Origin of the sequence: Micromonospora sp. C97, from assembly GCF_018070385.1 — a bacterium.
GTDB lineage: Bacteria > Actinomycetota > Actinomycetes > Mycobacteriales > Micromonosporaceae > Micromonospora > Micromonospora parva.
In genome coordinates this window covers 262,512-279,846 of record NZ_JAGPXU010000001.1, presented here as the reverse complement: position 1 = coordinate 279,846, position 17,335 = coordinate 262,512, and the positions used below count along the sequence as shown (strand labels likewise).

The window sequence follows — 17,335 nt, the reverse complement described above, 5'->3', positions numbered from 1 at the left end:
GCGCGGAGACTTTTTACAAGAGGTGACGATCTTTTTCCTCAGATGGCAAAAGCGGGGCGGGTGGAACGGTGGCACCGGGATGGTCGGCCGGCGTCGGGCGAAAGTTTCCGGCGGGTGCCAGGGCCGGTCACCGAAGAAGCCGCCCGGTCGGCAATCCGGTCGGTTAGCGTCCACCTGACGTCTCGATCACGGAGAGTGTGGGGGCTATGCGGGCTGCGGTGCTGCGGGACTTCGACGTTCCGCTGACGGTCGAGGAGATCGGCGACCCCGCCCCCGGGCCCGGTCAGGTGCTGGTGCGGGTCGTCGCCAGCGGGGTCAACCCGCTCGACACGAAGATCCAGGCGGGGAAGGCCGCACACGCGCGTGTCCAGCTACCCGCGGTGCTCGGCATGGACCTCGCCGGTGTGGTCGCGGCGGTCGACGCGGAGGTGACCGGCTTCGCCCCGGGAGACGAGGTGTACGGGCTGTGCGGGGGAGTCGGTGACCTGCCGGGCTCGCTGGCCGAGTACACCGCCGTGGACGCCCGGTTGCTGGCTCACAAGCCGAACAACCTCTCGATGCGGGAGGCCGCCGCGTTGCCGTTGGCGGCAGTCACCTCCTGGGAAGGTCTGGTCGACCGGGCCGGGGTCCACGCCGGGCAGAAGGTGCTGGTGCACGGCGGCGCCGGCGGGGTCGGGTACGTGGGCGTGCAACTCGCCCGGGCGCGAGGCGCCGAGGTGTACGCCACGGGCCGGCCGGCGAACCTGCCGGTGATCGAGAGCCTGGGCGCCGTGCCGATCGACTACACCACGAGCACCGTCGACGAGTACGTCGAGAGACACACCGGCGGTGAGGGTTTCGACATCATCGTCGACAACGTCGGTGGCACGACCCTCGACGCCTCGTTCGCGGCGGTCCGCACCTACCACGGGCACGTCGTCAGCGCGTTGGGCTGGGGCGCACACTCGCTCGCCCCGCTGTCGTTCCGTGGCGCCACCTACTCGGGCGTGTTCACCCTGCTGCCGATGCTCACCGGGCGGGGCCGTGACCACCACGGTGCCATCCTGCGCGAGATCGCGGCGCTGGCCGAAGCCGGTGCGCTGCGTCCCCGACTGGACGCGCGCCGGTTCACGCTCGACACGGTGATGGACGCCCACCGCCTGGTTGCCGACGGCACCGCCAACGGCAAGGTCATCGTGGACGTCGCCGACTGAGTGGGAACCCGTCGGCCGGGAGGTCAGGTCCGTGCGGGTGCCGTGCCGGCCAGGTCGACGATCCGGTCGCTCCAGCGCTCCAGCAGGGTCTGGTCGTGGCTGATGACCAGAACCCCGGCCTGCTGGGTCAGCTGGTAGTCGCGGATGACGGCGGCGACGTGCGCCTGCGTGGAGGCGTCGAGCATCGCGGTGGCCTCGTCGCAGAGCAGGTAGTCGGGACGGTGCACGAGGGTCCGGGCCAGGCAGGCGCGTTGCAGTTGCCCGTCGGAGACCGCGTGCGGACGTCGGCTGCGCAGATCCGCGGTGAGGCCGACCAGGTCGGCGAGTTCGGTGACCCGTTCCCGGACCGCCGCCTCGGGTGTCCGGGTGGCGCGCAGCGGTTCGGCGATCAGGTCGGTGAGGCTCAGCCGGGGATCGGCGGCGGCGCGCGGGCTCTGGAAGAGAGCGGCGACGCGGGTCCGTAGGGCCACCGGCACGGCGTACCGAACGGCGTTCACTGCGGTGCCGTCGATGCTGACCCGGCCCTGATCGGGCTGGTGCAGCAGGGCCAGGACCCGTACCAGTGTCGACTTTCCGCAGCCGGACGGCCCGCGCAGTCCGACCGTCTCGCCCCGGTCGATCCGCACCGTGACGCGGTCGAGGACGACCTGGCGGCCGTACCCGACGGTCACCTCGTCGGCGAGCAGGTGTGGCGTGCTGGTCACGGGTTGGCTCCGGTGCGGATCGGGTGGTGGCAGGCCACGGTGCCGCCACCGGCGACCGGTGTCGGCTCTGGTGGGTGAGCGCAGGTGTCGCTGCGGTGCGGGCAGCGGGGCGCGAACGCGCAACCGGGGGGCAGCGCGGTGAGCATCGGCGGGTCGCCGGGCACCGGCCGGAAGGCCCGGTCCGGCAGGGCGTCGAGCAGCGCCGAGGCGTACGGGTGGGTCGGCGCGGTGAAGAGTTCGTCGGTGTCGCGGTGCTCCACGACGCGGCTGGCGTACATCACGGCGACGGTGTCGGCGACCCGGCGCGCGGCGGCCAGGTCGTGCGTGATGAGCACGACGGCGGCGCCGTTGTCGCAGCGGCGGCGCAGCAGGTCGAGGGTGTGGTCGACCAGCGGCCGGTCCAGCCCGGTGGTGGGCTCGTCGGCGATGAGCAGCGCCGGGTCTGGTGCCAGCGCAAGCGCGGTGACCAGCCGCTGTGCCATCCCGCCGGACAGCTCGTGGGGGTAGCGCTCCAGGTCCGCCGGGTCGAGCCCGACGTCGACGGCGAGCTGGTCGGCGTCGGCGCGGTCGCGGCCGTGCGCCCGCAGCGTCTCGGCGAGCAGCCGCCGTCCGGTGCGGACCGGGTTCAGGGCGGTGGCCGGGCTCTGTGGAACCAGGCCCACCAGGCGCCCGCGTACCCGCCGGGCCAGCTGGCGTTGACCGCAGGTGATCAGGTCGACCGGTTCGCCGTCCGACTCGTGCAGGACGGCGTGGCCGGTGGTCGTGGCGTTGGCCGGCAGCAGGCCGAGCAGGGCGTGGGCCAGGACGGACTTGCCGCAGCCGGACTCGCCGACGACGGCCAGCAGTTCGCCGGCCTCCACGGTGAGGCTGAGATCGGTGACGGCGCGCACCCGCGCGTCGCGCAGCCGGAACTCGACGCCGAGGCCATCCACGGCGAGCAGCGGCTGACCAGCGGCGGCGCGGGGCGACGCCGGGGCGGGAACGGATTCGGTGGTGGTCACAGGTGCAGCTCCGCTCGAACCCGGGGATCGAAGCGGTCACGCCAACGGGCGGCGAGGACCGCGATGGCGAGAGTGACGACGACGATGACCGCGCCCGGCGCCAGGCTCGCCCACCACGCACCGGTCAGCAGCGACCCCTGACCGTCATTGATCATGTTGCCCAGTGAGGCGAGGTGCGGCGGCAGGCCCAGGCCGAGGAACGACAGGGCGGTCTCGTGCCACACCGCGTGCGGGATCATCAGGGTGGTGGCCAGCGCCAGTCGGGGCAGGACGTGCGGCAGCAGGTGCCGGGTGAGGACCCGGAACCGGCCGGCTCCGCCACTGATCGCGGCGTCGATGAACGGTCGGGTCCGCAGGCTGAGCACCTCGGATCGGACGATGCGGGCGGTGGACAGCCAGTGGGTGAGCCCGACGGAGGCGATCACGGCACCGAGGCTGGGCCGCAGCATGGCCACGATGAAGATGCCCAGCAGCAGGTGCGGCATCGCGGCGATGGTGTCCACGATCCGCATCAGGATCCGGTCGACCCGGCCGCCGAGCGTGCCGGCGATCCCGCCGATCACGCCCCCGAGGACCGTGGCGACGAGCGCGGCGACAGCCCCGACGAGCAACGAGACCCGCAACCCGTAGACGGCGCGGTGCGCCACGTCGCGGCCCAGGTCGTCGGTGCCGGCGAGGTGGGTCCACGACGGTGCCAACCGGGTCTGGTCCAGCGCGACGGCGCTCTGGTCGAGGGGCCAGACGAGCGGTGCGAGCAGCGAGCCGGCGACGGTCGTCAGCAGGACCAGACCGGCGATGACGACACCGGTCTGGCCGGGGCGCAGTCGCAGCCGGGACCGGGCCACGTGGAGCAGTGGCGGTCGGGTAGCAAGGTCAGCCATCGAGTCGTACCCTCGGGTCGGCGGCGGCGTAGGCCAGGTCGGTCGCGAGGTTCGCGGCCAGCACCACCGCGGTGGTGGCCAGCGTGATCGCCGCCAGCAGCGGGAAGTCGCTGCCCAGCGCGGCGGCGACGGTGACCGCGCCGAGGCCCGGCAGGGAGAAGACCGTCTCGACCAGCACCGCCCCGCCGACCAGTTCGGGCAGGTGGGTGCCGACCAGGGTGAGGAACGGCAGCAGCGCGGTTCGCAGCGCGTGCCCGAACAGCACCGTCCGGCCGGGCAACCCTCGCGCCCGCGCCGCGAGCACGTGGTCGTCGCGCATGCTCTCCGCGACCGCGTCCCGGACGAACAGCACGAACCACGGCGCCTGGGACACGGCCAACACCCCGACCGGCAGGATCAGGTGGTGCGCCACGTCGCCCCAGGACGTGCCGGTCGCTGTGACATCGGTGAGCCCGCCGGCCGGCAACCAGCCCAGGGCCAGCGCGAACACGGCGATCGCGGCCAGGCCCAGCCAGAAGACCGGCATCGACTGCACCGCGTACGCACTGGCGCGCAGCGCGCGGTCGAACAGCCCACCCCGGCGGTACGCGGCCAACGAGCCCAGCAGCAGGCTCCCGACCAGGGCCAGGGCCAGGGCCACGCCGATCAGCAGCAGCGTCCAGCCGGCCCGGGCGGCGAGCACCGAGGCGACCGGCTCGTGCCGGCTGGTCGACCAGCCCAGGTCGCCCCGCACGAGGTTGCCGATCCAGCGCAGGTACTGCACCGGCACCGGGTCGTCGACGCCCCAGTTCGCGCGCAGCTGGGCCAGGTTCTCCTCGCTGGCGGTGAAGGCCGCCGCGCCCGCGTACTGCTTCGCGGGGTCGACCGGCGAGGCGGCGCCGAGGGCGAACATCCCGACGCTGGTCGCGGCGAGCACCGGCACGGCGACGAGCAGCCGACGCCGGAGCACCGCCTTCGCCCCGGCCAGTCGACCGGAGCGGGTCACGACCGGGTCCAGGTGTCGATGTTCCACCAGAGGCTGTTTGCCACCCCGTGCTCGTGCGCCTCGACGCGGGGAGCGACACCGCGCACCGAGGACTTCAGCACGTAGGTGTGCCGCAGGTAGGTGAGGAACAGCCACGGTACGTCGGCGGCCAACTGCTTCTGGAACCGCGCGTACGCGGCCCTGCGAAGATTCGGGTCGATCTGGTCGCGGCCCTGCTGGAGGGCCCGGTCGGTCACCTCGGAGCGGTACGAGCCCGGGTTGAAGTAGCCCTGCCCGGCGAACCGGGAGCTGAACAGCTTGTACGAGACGAAATCCGGGTCGTACGGCGTGCCGTAGCCCATCAGCAGCGCGTCGGATCTCATCCGTGGGTCGATGGCGTCCCAGGTGAGCCCGGCCGGGGTGACCCCGATGCCGATCTTCTTCGCGTCGGCGGTGACGGCGAGCGCCAGGTCCTTGCGCAGCGTGTCGCTGGCCGGGTACATCAGCGTGAACCGGGCCGGCCGGCCGTCCTTGACGCGGATCCCGCCGGGGCCGGGGGTCCAGCCGGCCGCGTCGAGCAGCGCGCCCGCCGCCGTCGGGTCGGCGGTCGGCTTGCCGATGATCGAGGCGTCGGTGAACTCGGAGGTCGGCGGGATCGGGCCGAACGCCGGTTCGCCGGCGCCACCGAGGATTCCGGAGACCATCGCGGCCCGGTCGACGGCCAGGTTGAGCGCCCGGCGGACCGCCGGGTCGGCGAGGACCGGGTTGCCCGTCGGCAGCATCACGCCCCGGTAGTCGGCGGTCGGCACCCGCTGCACCCGGTACGCCGCGTCGGCGTCGAAGCCGGAGGCGAGCTTCGGTGGCAGCTCGGCGGCGTCGAACTCGCCGGCGCGCATCCGCTGGGCGCGGACGTTGTCGTCGGCGACGAACGCCACCACCACCCGGTTGTTCTTCGGTCGGCCCGCGAAGTAGCTCTCGTTCGCGGTGAGCACCAGGCGGTCGCCCGGCGTCCACGACTCAACCTTGTACGGCCCGGTCCCGACCGGTTTGCGATTGAACCCGGCGGTGTTGATGTCCTGCCCGCTGAGCAGCCTGGCCGGCACGATGCCGAGAGTGAGCCGTTGCAGGAACGGCGCGTACGGGTAGCGCAGCCGGAACACGACGGTGGCCGCGTCGGGCGCGGTCACCGACTCCACCATGTCCAGGTCGGAGCGGAGCGTGGAGTCCACCTTCGGGTCCAGCACCGCCTGGTACGTGAAGAGAACGTCCGGGGCGGTGAGCGTGGTGCCGTCGTGGAATTGCACGCCGTCGCGGAGCTTCGCGGTCACGGTGCGCCCGTCGGGCGACAGCTCCGGCAACGCCGTGGCCAGAGCGGCGACGAGGCGGTTGTCAGCGTCCCGGCTGACGAGGCCGTCGAAGATCAGCGAGGCGCCGTCGACGCCGTAGTTGAGCATCGGGTTCAACGCGTCCGGTTCGTCGGAGGTGGCCACGACCAGCGTGGTCCCGCCCGCTGAGCCGTCGGGCGTGGCCGGGGCCGAACAGCCGGCGAGGACGAGCATTCCCGCCGCCGCGGTCGACGCCGCGAGGCGTCGGACGGTCGGACGCATCCGGGTCACGGAGGGCTCCTGTGGTGTGGGGAGTCGTTGGTCGGGTGGGCGCAACGCCGCAACCGTTGATCATCACGGTGGCACAGTTGCCAGTCTTTGGCAATTACCAAGCTTGTGCGTCATGCTGTTGATCAACGGGGCCGCCGGCGTACGGGCTCGCGTTCACCGCCGGTGGTGACTGTTGCCGCCGACCGGCTAGGGTTCCGGGGTGTTCCGCGTCGTCGTGTTGATCGCTGCCGTGGTGCTCGCCGCGGATCAACTCACCAAGTACTGGGTCGAGTCCGCGCTGTCCGGCGGGCAGACCATCACCGTTCTCGGTGACCTGCTGCAGCTGCGACTCGTCTACAACCCGGGTGCCGCCTTCTCGATCGGCTCCGCGTACACCTGGATCTTCGCGGTGTTCGCGGCGGCGGCGGTGGTCGCGGTGACGGTCGTGGCGCTGCGGGTCACCTCGCGGGCCTGGGCGGTGGCGCTGGGCCTGGTGCTCGGCGGCGCGACGACGCACCTGCTGGACCGCCTCTTGCGCGAGCCGGGGTTCGCTCGCGGGCACGTCGTGGACTTCATCGACTACGCCGGGTTCTTCGTCGGCAACGTCGCCGACATCGCCCTGGTGGTCGGCGTGGGCATCGTCATGCTGCTCAACGTGCGTGGCGTTCCGCTGCGGGCGACGGCGGGCGAGACCCGCGAGCAGGTGTCGTCAGGCTCCTGAGCCGACCAGGACGACCTCCAGCCGGCGCGGGCCGTGCACTCCCTCGACCCGGTTCAGCTCGATGTCGCTGGTGGCGGACGGGCCGGAGATCCAGGTCTGCGGCGCGCGCGGATTCAGCCGGGTGAGCGCCTCGGGCAGCAGACCGACCACCTGGTCGGCGCGAACGACGCAGATGTGCCGGTCGGGCACCAGGGTGAGCGCCCGCCGCCCCTGCGTCGGGCCGGCGTCGAGGATGATGGTGCCCGTGTCGGCGATCGCGACCGCGCAGCCGGTCAGCACCGCGTCCAGGTCGTCGAGTACGGCCGGTGACAGCGCGGGCGCGTCGCGGTGCACCTGCCCGGCGTAACCGGTCAGCCAGTCGGCCGGCAGGTCGGCGGGGACGGCGAGCCGGTCGACCTCGCTGAGCAGCCGGGGTAGGGCGTCGATGCCATGGTGGACCACCGCCCGGTAGTCCTCCAGGCGGTCGACCAGGGTGGCGATCAGGTCGGGGCGGTCGTCGACCCGGCGGTAGCGGCGGGGCACCTGCACCGGCGGCGGGCTGTCGGCCAGGGCCGTCCGCAGCCGCGCCAGGATCTCGTCACGTGCGCTCACTGCTTCCCCCACCATTCCCGGAAGGTCTGCGGCCCGGGCAGCGGCAGGTCGCGCGACCGGGTCCACGCCGACCCGGGCCAGGGCAGTCGGCGCAGCGTACGCGCGCCGGTGCGGCGCATCCGGTACGCCCCGAGCGGCCCCGCACCCGCCCGGGCCAGGCGCAGGGCGGCGGCCCAGCGCCGAGGGCTGCGCATCACCCAGGACAGGACACCCATGGCGGCCCGTTCGGCCGGCGGATGCGGCGCCTGCTGGCGGAGGTGGACCAGGATCTCCGGAATGTTGATCTTCACCGGGCAGACGTCGTAGCAGGCGCCGCAGAGGGTCGACGCGTACGGCAGCGAGGCGTTGTCGGCCACCCCGGTCAGCTGCGGCGACAGGATCGCCCCGATCGGCCCCGGATACACCGAGCCGTACGCGTGCCCGCCGGCCCGCTCGTACACCGGGCAGATGTTGAGGCAGGCGGAGCAACGGATGCAGGACAGCGCCGGCCGCCCCACCGGGTCGGCGAGCACGGCGGAGCGGCCATTGTCGACAAGAACGACGTGCACGTCCTGCGGACCGTCGCCGGGGGTGACACCGGTCCACATCGAGGTGTACGGGTTCATCCGCTCGCCGGTCGAGGACCGGGGCAGCAGTTGCAGGAAGACCTCCAGGTCGGTGAAGGTCGGCAGCAGCTTCTCGACGCCGACGACGCTGATCAACGTCTCGGGGAGGGTGAGGCACATCCGCCCGTTGCCCTCGGACTCCACCACCACGAGGGTGCCGGTGTCCGCCACGGCGAAGTTGGCGCCGGAGACGGCGACCCGGGCCGAGAGGAACCGTCGTCGCAGGTGGGCGCGGGCCGCCTCGGCCAGCGCGGCCGGTTCGTCGCTCAGGTCGGCCGGCACGTCGGGCATGCGACGCTGGAAGATCTCCCGGATCTGCGCCCGGTTGTAGTGGATCGCCGGCACCAGGATGTGTGAGGGGGTGTCCTCGCCGAGCTGCACGATCAACTCGGCGAGGTCGGTCTCGTACGCGGCGATCCCGGCGGCCTCCAGCGCCTCGTTGAGCTCGATCTCCTGGGTCGCCATCGACTTGACCTTCACGACCTCGTCGGCCCCGGCGGCCCGGGTCAACGCGACCACGATCCGGCACGCCTCGGCCGCGTCGCGGGCCCAGTGCACTGTGGCGCCGGCGGCGGTGACGGATGCCTCGAACTGCTCCAGCAGCTCCGGCAACCGACGTTGGACGTCCGCCTTGATCGCGGAGCCGGCGTCGCGCAGCGCCTCCCAGTCGGGTACCTCGTCGACGACCCGGGCGCGCTTGGCGCGGATGGTGCGGGTGGCCCGGTGCAGGTTGGCCCGCAGCTGCGGGTCGGCGACTGCCGGTTTGGCGGCGGTGGGAAAGGGCAGCGGCGTGCGGATCCGTCCGCTCCCGGTGGCGGGTGCGACCGGCTGGCTCATGAGCTGGCCCCGGCGAGAATCTCGGCGTAGTGCATGGCCCGTACGCCCGAGCGGTGGCGGTCGAGGCCGCCGCCGATGTGCGCCAGGCAGGAGTTGTCGGCGGCGGCCAGCACCCGTGCGCCGGTGTCACGAACCCGGGCGCACTTGTCGGTGAGCATCGCTGTGGAGACGTCCGGGTTCTTCAGGGCGAAGGTGCCGCCGAAACCGCAGCACTCCTCGGCGTCGCCCAGCTCGACCAGCGTGATCCCGCGCACCTGGCGCAGCAGGGTCAACGGCCGGTCGCCCAGGCGCAGCATCCGCAGGCCGTGACAGGTGGGGTGGTAGGTGACCGTCTCCGGGAACTCGGCGCCGACGTCGGTGACGCCGAGAACGTCGACGAGCAACTCGGACAGCTCGTAGGTGCGGGCGGCCACCGAGGTGGCGGGCGGGTGCAGGCGCGGATACTGGTCGCGGATCATCGCGGTGCACGACCCGGAGGGCGCGACGATGGCGTCGTAGGAGTCGAAGACGTCGACGTAGTTGCGCACCATCGGCATCGCCTCGGCCCGGTAACCCGTGTTGGCGTGCATCTGCCCGCAACAGGTCTGGTCGGTGGGGAAGTCGACGGTGTGGCCGAGCCGCCGCAGGATGCGGGTGACAGCGATGCCGGTGGCCGGGAACGCGAGGTCGTTGACGCAGGTGATGAAGAGGGCGATCCGCACGGCGGCTCCTCGGGTGGGTGTGGGCGGGTCACGCCGGGTCGCGCGGTGACCCGGGGGCGGGAAGCCGGTCGAAGGCGGGCAGGTGGCGTTCCCGGGCGGCGCTGAGGTGGGCGCGCATCGCCTCGGTGGCGGCCGCCGCGTCGCCGGCGACGATGGCGGCGGCGATGCGCTGGTGCTCGGTGTTGGTGTCCGGCGCGCCGGTGACCGGAAAGTAGAGCCGGTGCAGGTGCAGGTGTGAGTGCAGCCGGGTGATGGTGTCGCGCAGCAGTGGGCTGCCGGAGACCTCGGCGATCAGGTCGTGGAACTTCGCGTCCAGCGCGGTGAAGGCGGCGTGCCGGCGATAGCCGTCGCCGGCCTCCACGTCGATGCTCGCGGCCGCCTCGACGCTGATCCGTTCGCGGGCTTCGGCGGAGGCGTGCGTGGCGGCCCGCCCGGCGGTGGCGCCCTCCAGCAGTTGGCGGACGTCGAACAGGTCGTCGAACTCGGCGCGGCTCAGCAGCGGGGTGGTCGTGTAGCCGGAGAGGGGGCGTTTCCGGACCAGGCCGTCGGCCTCCAACCGGGCGAGTGCCTCCCGCACCGGGGTGGGGGAGACGTCCAGCTCCCGGGCCAGCGCGTCGATGTTGACCCGCTCACCGGGGGGCAGGATGTGGTCCATGACCAGCGTCTTGATCGACTCGTAGACGTCTTCGGCGAGGGTGAGTCGACGGGCGGGACGGAGTCGACCCTCGCGAGGTTCCTGCTGGGCCATCTCGTCTCCTCAACAACCCCTTGACTGTTCCGGTGTGAGCGAGTACACACTAGCAAAGCAACATCCTATAGGAAATAGGTTTCCCTGCCACCGTCTCGCACCACCACCCCCGAGGAGACGAACATGTCGCGCAGAATGCTGTCCCGAATCGGCTCGGGCCTCACCGTCGTGGCCCTCGCCACGACCACTGTGGCCTGCACGAAGAAGAGCGACACCACCGCCGAGGCCGGTGGTCGGGAACCGGCGCAGGTCAAGGTCGCGCTCGTGCCCGGCGGCTCACACCCGTACTTCCAGCCGTGGAAGGACGCCGGGGCCAAGGCCAAGACCGAGCTGGCGCTCGGCGACGTCACCTTCAACGAGACCGCGGGTTGGGACCAGACCAAGCAGAACGACGTGCTCAAGTCCCTCGCCGCGCAGGGCTACAACGCCTTCGGGGTCTTCGGCGTCTCACCCGACAACATCAACTCCACCTTCGAGGACCTCAAGCGGCAGGGCTTCCCCGTCGGCTCGCTGGCCTCCTGCCCAGCCGGCGCCAACAAGGCCGACTTCTGCCTCTCCACCGACGTGGAGGTCGCCGCGTACAAGGGCGCCAAGGCCGCCATCGACGCGATGGGCGGTCAGGGCAACCTGGTCCACCTGACCGGAAACAAGGTCGACTCCAACACCCAACGCCGGATCGCGGGCGTGGAGAAGGCGGTCGCCGAGACCGGCGGCAAGGTGACCCTGATCCAGAGCGTCACCGACATCGACAAGGACCTGCAGAGCGCGCAGAAGGCCGTGGCCGACCTCCTCGCCGCGAAGGGCCGGCAGATCCAGGGGATCGTGAACACCGCCTACAACCCGGCGGTTGCCTCGGCCGAGGGTGTCCGCCAGTCGAAGCTGCCCATCAAGGTCATCGCCATCGACGACGACCCGACGGTCCTCGACGGGCTGCGCGGCGGCTCGGTGGCCGCCACCGTCCTGCAGAACCCCGTCGGTCAGGCCCAGGTCGGCTCGTACGCCCTGATGAAGCTCAGCGGCGGCTGCACCATGGCCGAACCCGGGGTGACCATCGACTCGGGCTCGTTCGTGGTAACGAAGGACAACCTGGACGGCTACGAGGCCGACCGCACCGCCACCACCGAGGCACTGCGGAAGAAGTTCGACGGCGACCTGCTCAAGTGCAGCTGATGTCGACCATCACCACGGCCGAGGCGTACCTCGTCGACATTCCCGTGGAGACCGTCCGCACCGACGCGGTACAGGCGTTCCTCAAGCAGGAGACGATCTTCGTCGAGGTGCGCACGGCCGACGACGGGCACGGCACGGGGTACGCGTACACGATCGGGACCGGCGGCACCGCGGTGCTCGCGCTGCTGCGCGACTACCTGCTGCCGCACCTGGTCGGCCGCGACGCCGCGCGGGTCGAGGCGATCTGGCGTGACCTGCACGCCGCCACCCGCGCCACAGCCGTCGGGGCCATCACCTCGCTGGCGCTCGCCGCGATCGACACCGCGCTGTGGGATCTGCGCGCCCGCGCCGCCGGTCTGCCGCTGTGGGTGCTCGCCGGTGGCGCCAAGGACCGCGTCCCGCTGTACGACACGGAGGGCGGCTGGCTGCACCTCACCGAGGACGAGCTGGTCGCCGGCGCGAAGGCGTCCCAGGCGGCCGGCTGGCCCGGCGTCAAGCTGAAGGTCGGCAAGCCGAACCCGGCCGAGGACGCCGCCCGGATCGGCGCGGTCCGGGCTGCCCTCGGCGACCACGTCGACGTGATGGTCGACGCCAACCAGTCGCTGACCGCCGCCGAGGCGATCCGCCGGGCCCGGCTGCTCGAACCGCACCAGCTCGCCTGGTTCGAGGAGCCGCTGCCGGCCGACGACATCGCGGGACACGAACTGCTGGCCCGCGCGACCAGCATCCCGGTCGCGGTGGGGGAGTCGATGTACTCGATCGGCCAGTTCGCCGAGTACCTGCGTCGGCAGGCCGCCGGCGTCGTCCAGGTCGACGTGGCGCGCATCGGCGGCATCACCCCGTGGCTCAAGGTGGCGCACCTGGCCGAGGCCTGCAACGTGGTGGTCTGCCCGCACTTCCTGATGGAACTGCACGTGAGCCTCTGCGCGGCCGTGCCGAACAGCCGCTACGTCGAGCACATCCCACAACTGCGCGCGATCACCCGGACCGAGATCGCGATCGTCGACGGCCACGCGCTCGCCCCCGACGAGCCGGGCCTCGGCATCGACTGGGACCGCGACGCGATCGAGGACAGGAGGGTGGCGTGAAGACGGAAACAGCGCCGGAGGCGTCGGCGGCACCCCCGGCCGCGGAGCCCCGGCCGCCGACCAGGGCCCTGCCGGTCTGGGCGAACCCCCGGCTCGGCCTGCTCATCGTCATCGCCGTGCTGGTCGCGCTCTTCTCGTCGCTCACCCCCGCGTTCCTCGACCCCCGCCTCACCCTGGCACCGCTGCAGGCCGACATCAGCGTGTACGCCGTGGTCGGTCTCGCCCAACTCGCCGTGCTGTCGCTCGGGCACATGAACATGGCCGTGGGCCGGATGGCCGCGCTCTCCACCTTCGCGATGGGCCTGGCCTACGACCGGCTCGGCGTACCGCTGCTGGTCGGGCTGCTCGTGGGACTCGCCGTCGGGGCGGGCATCGGCGCGCTCGCCGGCCTGCTCATCGCCAAGACCGGAGTGAACTCGTTCGTGGTGACCCTCGCGCTCGACTTCGGGCTGCTCGGCCTGGTCACCATCCTCTACACCTGGGCGACCGGCGGGGTGTCGTTCGCGGTGCAGCCGAGTGGGCTCTCCGCGCTGCGCTTCGACACCTTCGCCGACTACTGCATGGGCGAGGTCTGCGGGCCCCGGATCCCGCTGGTCGTGCCGATCGCGGTGGCCGCGGCGCTCGGTGTCGGGCTGCTGTTCCGGCGTGCCCGGCTGGGCCGGGAGATCCTGATGACCGGCTCCAACCCGGTCGCCGCCGAGCTGTCCGGTATTCCCACGCACCGGCGGGTGGTCGCCGCGCACGCGCTGAGCGGGCTGCTCGCCGCGCTGGCCGGGTTCCTGCTCGCCGCCAACAACGGTGCCTTCTCCGCCACCATCGGGGAGTCGTTCCTGCTGCCGTCGTTCCTGGCCCCGGTGCTCGGTGGGACGCTGCTCGCCGGTGGTGCGGTCAGCGTCCTCGGCACCGCGCTCGGGGCGACCCTCACCCAGGTCATCTACAAGGGACTCAACCTGCTCCAGTTCTCCCTGGAGGAACTGAAGCTCTACATCGGACTGGTGCTGCTCGCGGCGCTGTCGCTGGACCGGCTGCGGGCCGTGCTCGCCGAGCGAAGGGCGGTGTCACCGTCATGAGGAGCCTGATCCGGACCAACGAGTTCACCCTCGCGGTGATCGCGGCGCTCGGGTTCGCGGCGCTCGCGGTCGCCACCGACTTCAACCTGCTCACCGCCGGCACCCTGGACGCCTTCCTGCGTTTCCTCGCCCTGCCGATCGTCATCGGCCTGGCCCAGATGGTGGTGCTCGCCGTCGGTCAGATGAACCTCTCGGTGGGCGTGCTCACCGGGTTCTGCGCGATGGCCTCGGGTTGGCTCATGATCGACGCCGGGCTGCCCGCCCCGGTCGCGGTGCTCGCCGCGCTGGCCCTCGGCGCCGTCGTCGGACTGGTCAACGGCCTGCTGGTGATCTTCACCCGGATCAACGGGTTCATCGTCACCCTGGCCACCATGACGATCCTCGAAGGACTGCGGTACGGGGTGAACGGCACCGGCACCTACCAGGGCTACTCGCCCGGCCTGCGGGAGTTCGGGCAGGCGTCGCTGGCCGGCGTGCCAGTGGTCTTCCTGCTGGCGGTGGCGAGCGCCGTCGCTGTCGCCCTCTTCTTCCGGCGTACGGTGCCCGGCCGGCACCTGCTCGCCTCCGGCGGCAACCCATTCGCCGCCCGACTGTCGGGCATCTCGAACGACCGGGCGCTGGTGCTGGCCCACACCCTGTCGGGGCTGCTGGCCGGCTTCGCCGCGGTGATCGTGGTGGCCGCCTTCGGCTCGGTGAACGCCTCGATCGGCGACGACCTGCTGCTGCCCAGCTTCGCCGCACCGATCATCGGCGGTGTGGCCCTGGCCGGCGGCATGATCAGCGTGACCGGCACGGTGCTCGCGGCCTTCCTGGTACGGCTCGTCGACGTGAGCCAGTCGCAGTTCGACATCAACCGGCGGTGGGTGGACCTCATCATCGGCGCGGTGGTCCTCGGCGCGGTGCTGCTCGGGCAGTTCCGCGACAAGCTCTCCGGAGGTACCCGATGAGCGTCGTGCTGGCCGCGGAGAAACTGGTCAAGACGTTCCCCGGGGTGCGCGCCCTGGACGAGGCGACGCTGACAGTGACCGCCGGCAGCGTGCACGCGCTGCTCGGCGAGAACGGCGCCGGCAAGAGCACCCTGATCAAGATCCTGACCGGGGTGTACCGGCCGGACGGTGGGCAGCTGCGGCTGCCCGGACCGGACGGGCAGCCGCGTACGGTGCAGCTCGGCAACCCGCAGGACGCCCAGCGGGCCGGCATCGGCGTGGTGCACCAGGAGCGGAACCTGATCCCGGCATTCAGCGTCGCCGAGAACATCTGCCTGCAACATCTGCCCCGCCGCGCCGGCCTGGTCGACCGGGCGGCGTTACGGACCGAGGCTCGCCGTTGCCTCGAACTGCTCGACCTGGACCTGGACCCCGACCTGCCGGTGTCGCGGCTGTCGGTGGCCCAACTCCAGCTGGTGGAGATCGCCAAGGCGTTGTCGGCCGACTCGACAGTGCTGCTGCTCGACGAACCGACCGCGTCACTGACCAACGACGAGGCCGACCGGCTCTACGGCATCGTGCGTCGACTGTCCGAGCGGGGTCACGCCACGGTGCTGGTCAGCCACAAACTGGAGGAGGTCTTCGCGATCGCCGACACGGTGACGGTGCTGCGCGACGGGCGCAGCGTCGCCGAGGCGGAACCCCTCGCCGAGCACAGCCGCGAGGAGATCGTCGACCTGATGGTCGGCCGGGCGTACCAGCAGGTGCACCTCGCCGCCCGGACCGTCGCGGCGGACGTCGAACCGGCGCTGGCGCTCGACCACGTCGCCACCGCCGCCGGCCACCACGACGTCAGCCTCACCGTCCGCCCCGGCGAGATCGTCGGCCTGTACGGGCTCGTCGGTGCGGGCCGCAGCGAACTGGCCAAGGCGTTGCTGGGCCTCGACCGGATCACGGCCGGTGAGGTGCGGGTGCACGGGCGGCCGGCCCGGATCCGGGACGTGGGTGACGCCCTGCACCGGTACCGGATCGGCTACGTCACCGAGAACCGCAAGGAGGAGGGCCTCTTCCTCGACCAGACCGTGGCCCGCAACACAGCGGTGACCGTGTGGCGCCGGCTGGCCCGGCTGGGACTCGTCCGCGACCGCTCCGAGCGGACGCTCGTCGACGAGTACGCCGACCGGCTGGGCATCCGACTCGCCTCGCCCGACCAGCACGCCGGTCAGCTCTCCGGCGGCAACCAGCAGAAGGTCAGCCTGGCCAAGTGGCTGGCGGCCGACTGCGACGTGCTCATCATCGACGAGCCCACCGTCGGCATCGACGTGCGCACCAAGGCGGCCTTCCACGAATTGATCGCCGGCCTGGCCGCGCGCGGAATGGCCATCCTGCTGATCTCGTCGGACCTGCCGGAGATGGTCACCCTCGCCGACCGGATCGCGGTGATGCGCGAGTTCGCCATCGTTGGTGAACTGGACAACGACCACGACTACGAGCGGATGAGTCAGTCGGTGATCCGGTTCATCCACGACGGGCAGGGGGTTGTCGCGTGAAGGCCGCCGAACGAGTGACAGTGGGGCGTACCGACGTGGTGGTGACCCGGCTCGGGCTCGGGCTCGCCCCGATCGGCGGGATGTTCGACGCCGTCGGTGACGAGGTCGCGCACGCCACCGTCGCGGCGGCCTGGGATCTCGGGCTGCGCTACTTCGACACCGCCCCGCTCTACGGTTGCGGCCTCTCCGAGCGACGCGCCGGGGCGGTCCTCGCCGGCAAGCCGCGCGACACGTTCACCGTCTCCACCAAGGTGGGCCGGCTGCTCGTCCCCGACGGTGGTGACCGGCAAGAGTTCTGGGCCGAGCCGACCGACCTCGTGCCCCGGTTCGACTTCTCCGCCGCCGGAGTACGCCGCTCCCACGCGGAGAGCCTGGCCCGAATGGGGCTGGACCGGATCGACATCGCGCACATCCACGACCCGGACGACCACCTCGCCGAGGCGGTCGCCGGGGCGTACCCGGCGTTGGCGCAGCTGCGGGCGGCCGGCGAGATCGGCGCGGTCAGCGCCGGCATGAACCAGGCCCCGGCGCTGGTCGAGCTGGCCCACGCCGGCGACTTCGACTGCTTCATGCTCGCTGGCCGGTACACGCTGCTCGACCAGTCCGGCCTCGACGAGCTGCTGCCGCTGTGCCAGGCGAAGGGGATCGCGATCATCGCCGCCGGGGTCTACAACTCGGGCCTGCTGGCCGACCCGAGCCCGGGCGCCCCCTACGACTACGCCCCGGCCAGCCGCAGGCTGCTCGACCGGGCCACCGCGATCCGGTCGGTGTGCGAGCGGCACGGCGTACCGCTGCGGGCCGCGGCGATCCAGTTTCCGCTCGGGCACCCGGCGGTCACCAGCGTGGTGGTCGGCGCCCGGGACCCGGAGCAGATCGCCGACAACGTGGCGATGTTCGAGTGGGACGTGCCCGATGCGCTGTGGGCCGATCTCAAGGCCGAGGGTCTGCTGCCGAGCCAGGTGCCGACGCCGTGATCATCGACGCGAGCAG

General features: G+C 72.0%; 17 protein-coding genes. 8 read left to right on the top strand and 9 right to left on the bottom strand.

What is annotated here, in order from left to right; genetic code table 11:
- Positions 1-206 precede the first annotated feature (206 nt).
- Complete coding sequence (locus KBX26_RS01165; RefSeq protein WP_210864465.1) at positions 207-1,193, top strand: zinc-dependent alcohol dehydrogenase family protein; 987 nt, start codon at positions 207-209, stop codon at positions 1,191-1,193.
- 23 nt (positions 1,194-1,216) lie between these two features.
- On the opposite strand, the gene KBX26_RS01160 is transcribed toward KBX26_RS01165, so the two are convergent.
- Genes KBX26_RS01160 through KBX26_RS32050 form a run of 5 tightly spaced genes read right to left on the bottom strand, consistent with a single transcriptional unit; the run spans position 1,217 to position 6,350 of the window.
- On the bottom strand, positions 1,217-1,897 hold the full coding sequence (locus KBX26_RS01160) for an ATP-binding cassette domain-containing protein (RefSeq protein WP_307857724.1): 681 nt from the start codon (positions 1,895-1,897) through the stop codon (positions 1,217-1,219).
- Complete coding sequence (locus KBX26_RS01155) at positions 1,894-2,898, bottom strand: ABC transporter ATP-binding protein (RefSeq protein WP_307857723.1); 1,005 nt, start codon at positions 2,896-2,898, stop codon at positions 1,894-1,896. Before KBX26_RS01155 ends, KBX26_RS01160 begins: the two co-directional genes overlap by 4 nt.
- Positions 2,895-3,779, bottom strand: coding sequence for an ABC transporter permease (locus KBX26_RS01150; protein WP_210864464.1), 885 nt, complete (start codon positions 3,777-3,779; stop codon positions 2,895-2,897). Before KBX26_RS01150 ends, KBX26_RS01155 begins: the two co-directional genes overlap by 4 nt.
- Positions 3,772-4,791 carry an ABC transporter permease gene (locus KBX26_RS01145; protein WP_307857722.1) on the bottom strand — a complete coding sequence of 340 codons (1,020 nt, stop codon included), beginning with the start codon at positions 4,789-4,791 and terminating at the stop codon, positions 3,772-3,774. The genes KBX26_RS01150 and KBX26_RS01145 overlap by 8 nt, the downstream gene beginning before the upstream one ends.
- Complete coding sequence (locus tag KBX26_RS32050; RefSeq protein ID WP_247680116.1) at positions 4,761-6,350, bottom strand: ABC transporter substrate-binding protein; 1,590 nt, start codon at positions 6,348-6,350, stop codon at positions 4,761-4,763. The genes KBX26_RS01145 and KBX26_RS32050 overlap by 31 nt, the downstream gene beginning before the upstream one ends.
- 208 nt (positions 6,351-6,558) lie before the next feature.
- Here KBX26_RS32050 and lspA point away from each other — a divergent pair, with 208 nt between their 5' ends.
- Positions 6,559-7,059 carry a signal peptidase II gene (lspA, locus tag KBX26_RS01140; protein WP_210864462.1) on the top strand — a complete coding sequence of 167 codons (501 nt, stop codon included), beginning with the start codon at positions 6,559-6,561 and terminating at the stop codon, positions 7,057-7,059.
- Here lspA and KBX26_RS01135 read toward each other — a convergent pair.
- The 4 genes from KBX26_RS01135 to KBX26_RS01120 are packed head-to-tail and all read right to left on the bottom strand — an operon-like array spanning position 7,048 to position 10,541.
- Positions 7,048-7,650, bottom strand: coding sequence for an LUD domain-containing protein (locus KBX26_RS01135; RefSeq protein ID WP_245233581.1), 603 nt, complete (start codon positions 7,648-7,650; stop codon positions 7,048-7,050). The genes lspA and KBX26_RS01135 overlap by 12 nt on opposite strands.
- Positions 7,647-9,092 (bottom strand): LutB/LldF family L-lactate oxidation iron-sulfur protein, encoded by a 1,446-nt coding sequence (locus KBX26_RS01130; protein ID WP_210864461.1) that lies wholly within the window; start codon positions 9,090-9,092, stop codon positions 7,647-7,649. The genes KBX26_RS01135 and KBX26_RS01130 overlap by 4 nt, the downstream gene beginning before the upstream one ends.
- The gene (locus KBX26_RS01125; protein ID WP_210864460.1) at positions 9,089-9,793 is read right to left on the bottom strand and encodes a (Fe-S)-binding protein; all 705 of its coding nucleotides are present in this window, start codon (positions 9,791-9,793) and stop codon (positions 9,089-9,091) included. The genes KBX26_RS01130 and KBX26_RS01125 overlap by 4 nt, the downstream gene beginning before the upstream one ends.
- A gap of 28 nt (positions 9,794-9,821) precedes the next feature.
- On the bottom strand, positions 9,822-10,541 hold the full coding sequence (locus KBX26_RS01120) for a GntR family transcriptional regulator (protein ID WP_210864459.1): 720 nt from the start codon (positions 10,539-10,541) through the stop codon (positions 9,822-9,824).
- Between the two features lie 123 nt (positions 10,542-10,664).
- Between KBX26_RS01120 and KBX26_RS01115 the strand changes: the two genes are divergently transcribed.
- From KBX26_RS01115 to KBX26_RS01090, 6 genes are read left to right on the top strand one after another with little or no spacing between them, the layout of a single operon-like run.
- Positions 10,665-11,711 carry a sugar ABC transporter substrate-binding protein gene (locus tag KBX26_RS01115; RefSeq protein ID WP_210864458.1) on the top strand — a complete coding sequence of 349 codons (1,047 nt, stop codon included), beginning with the start codon at positions 10,665-10,667 and terminating at the stop codon, positions 11,709-11,711.
- A complete protein-coding gene (locus KBX26_RS01110) occupies positions 11,711-12,799 on the top strand; it encodes a mandelate racemase/muconate lactonizing enzyme family protein (RefSeq protein ID WP_210860466.1) in 1,089 nt (362 codons plus the stop codon). Before KBX26_RS01115 ends, KBX26_RS01110 begins: the two co-directional genes overlap by 1 nt.
- Positions 12,796-13,869 (top strand): ABC transporter permease, encoded by a 1,074-nt coding sequence (locus tag KBX26_RS01105; protein ID WP_030330521.1) that lies wholly within the window; start codon positions 12,796-12,798, stop codon positions 13,867-13,869. The genes KBX26_RS01110 and KBX26_RS01105 overlap by 4 nt, the downstream gene beginning before the upstream one ends.
- Positions 13,866-14,816, top strand: coding sequence for an ABC transporter permease (locus tag KBX26_RS01100; RefSeq protein WP_036411135.1), 951 nt, complete (start codon positions 13,866-13,868; stop codon positions 14,814-14,816). The genes KBX26_RS01105 and KBX26_RS01100 overlap by 4 nt, the downstream gene beginning before the upstream one ends.
- The gene (locus KBX26_RS01095) at positions 14,813-16,345 is read left to right on the top strand and encodes a sugar ABC transporter ATP-binding protein (protein ID WP_210864457.1); all 1,533 of its coding nucleotides are present in this window, start codon (positions 14,813-14,815) and stop codon (positions 16,343-16,345) included. The genes KBX26_RS01100 and KBX26_RS01095 overlap by 4 nt, the downstream gene beginning before the upstream one ends.
- Entirely contained in the window at positions 16,342-17,319 is a 978-nt protein-coding gene (locus KBX26_RS01090; RefSeq protein WP_210864456.1) for an aldo/keto reductase, read from the top strand. Before KBX26_RS01095 ends, KBX26_RS01090 begins: the two co-directional genes overlap by 4 nt.
- Positions 17,320-17,335: the final 16 nt, after the last annotated feature.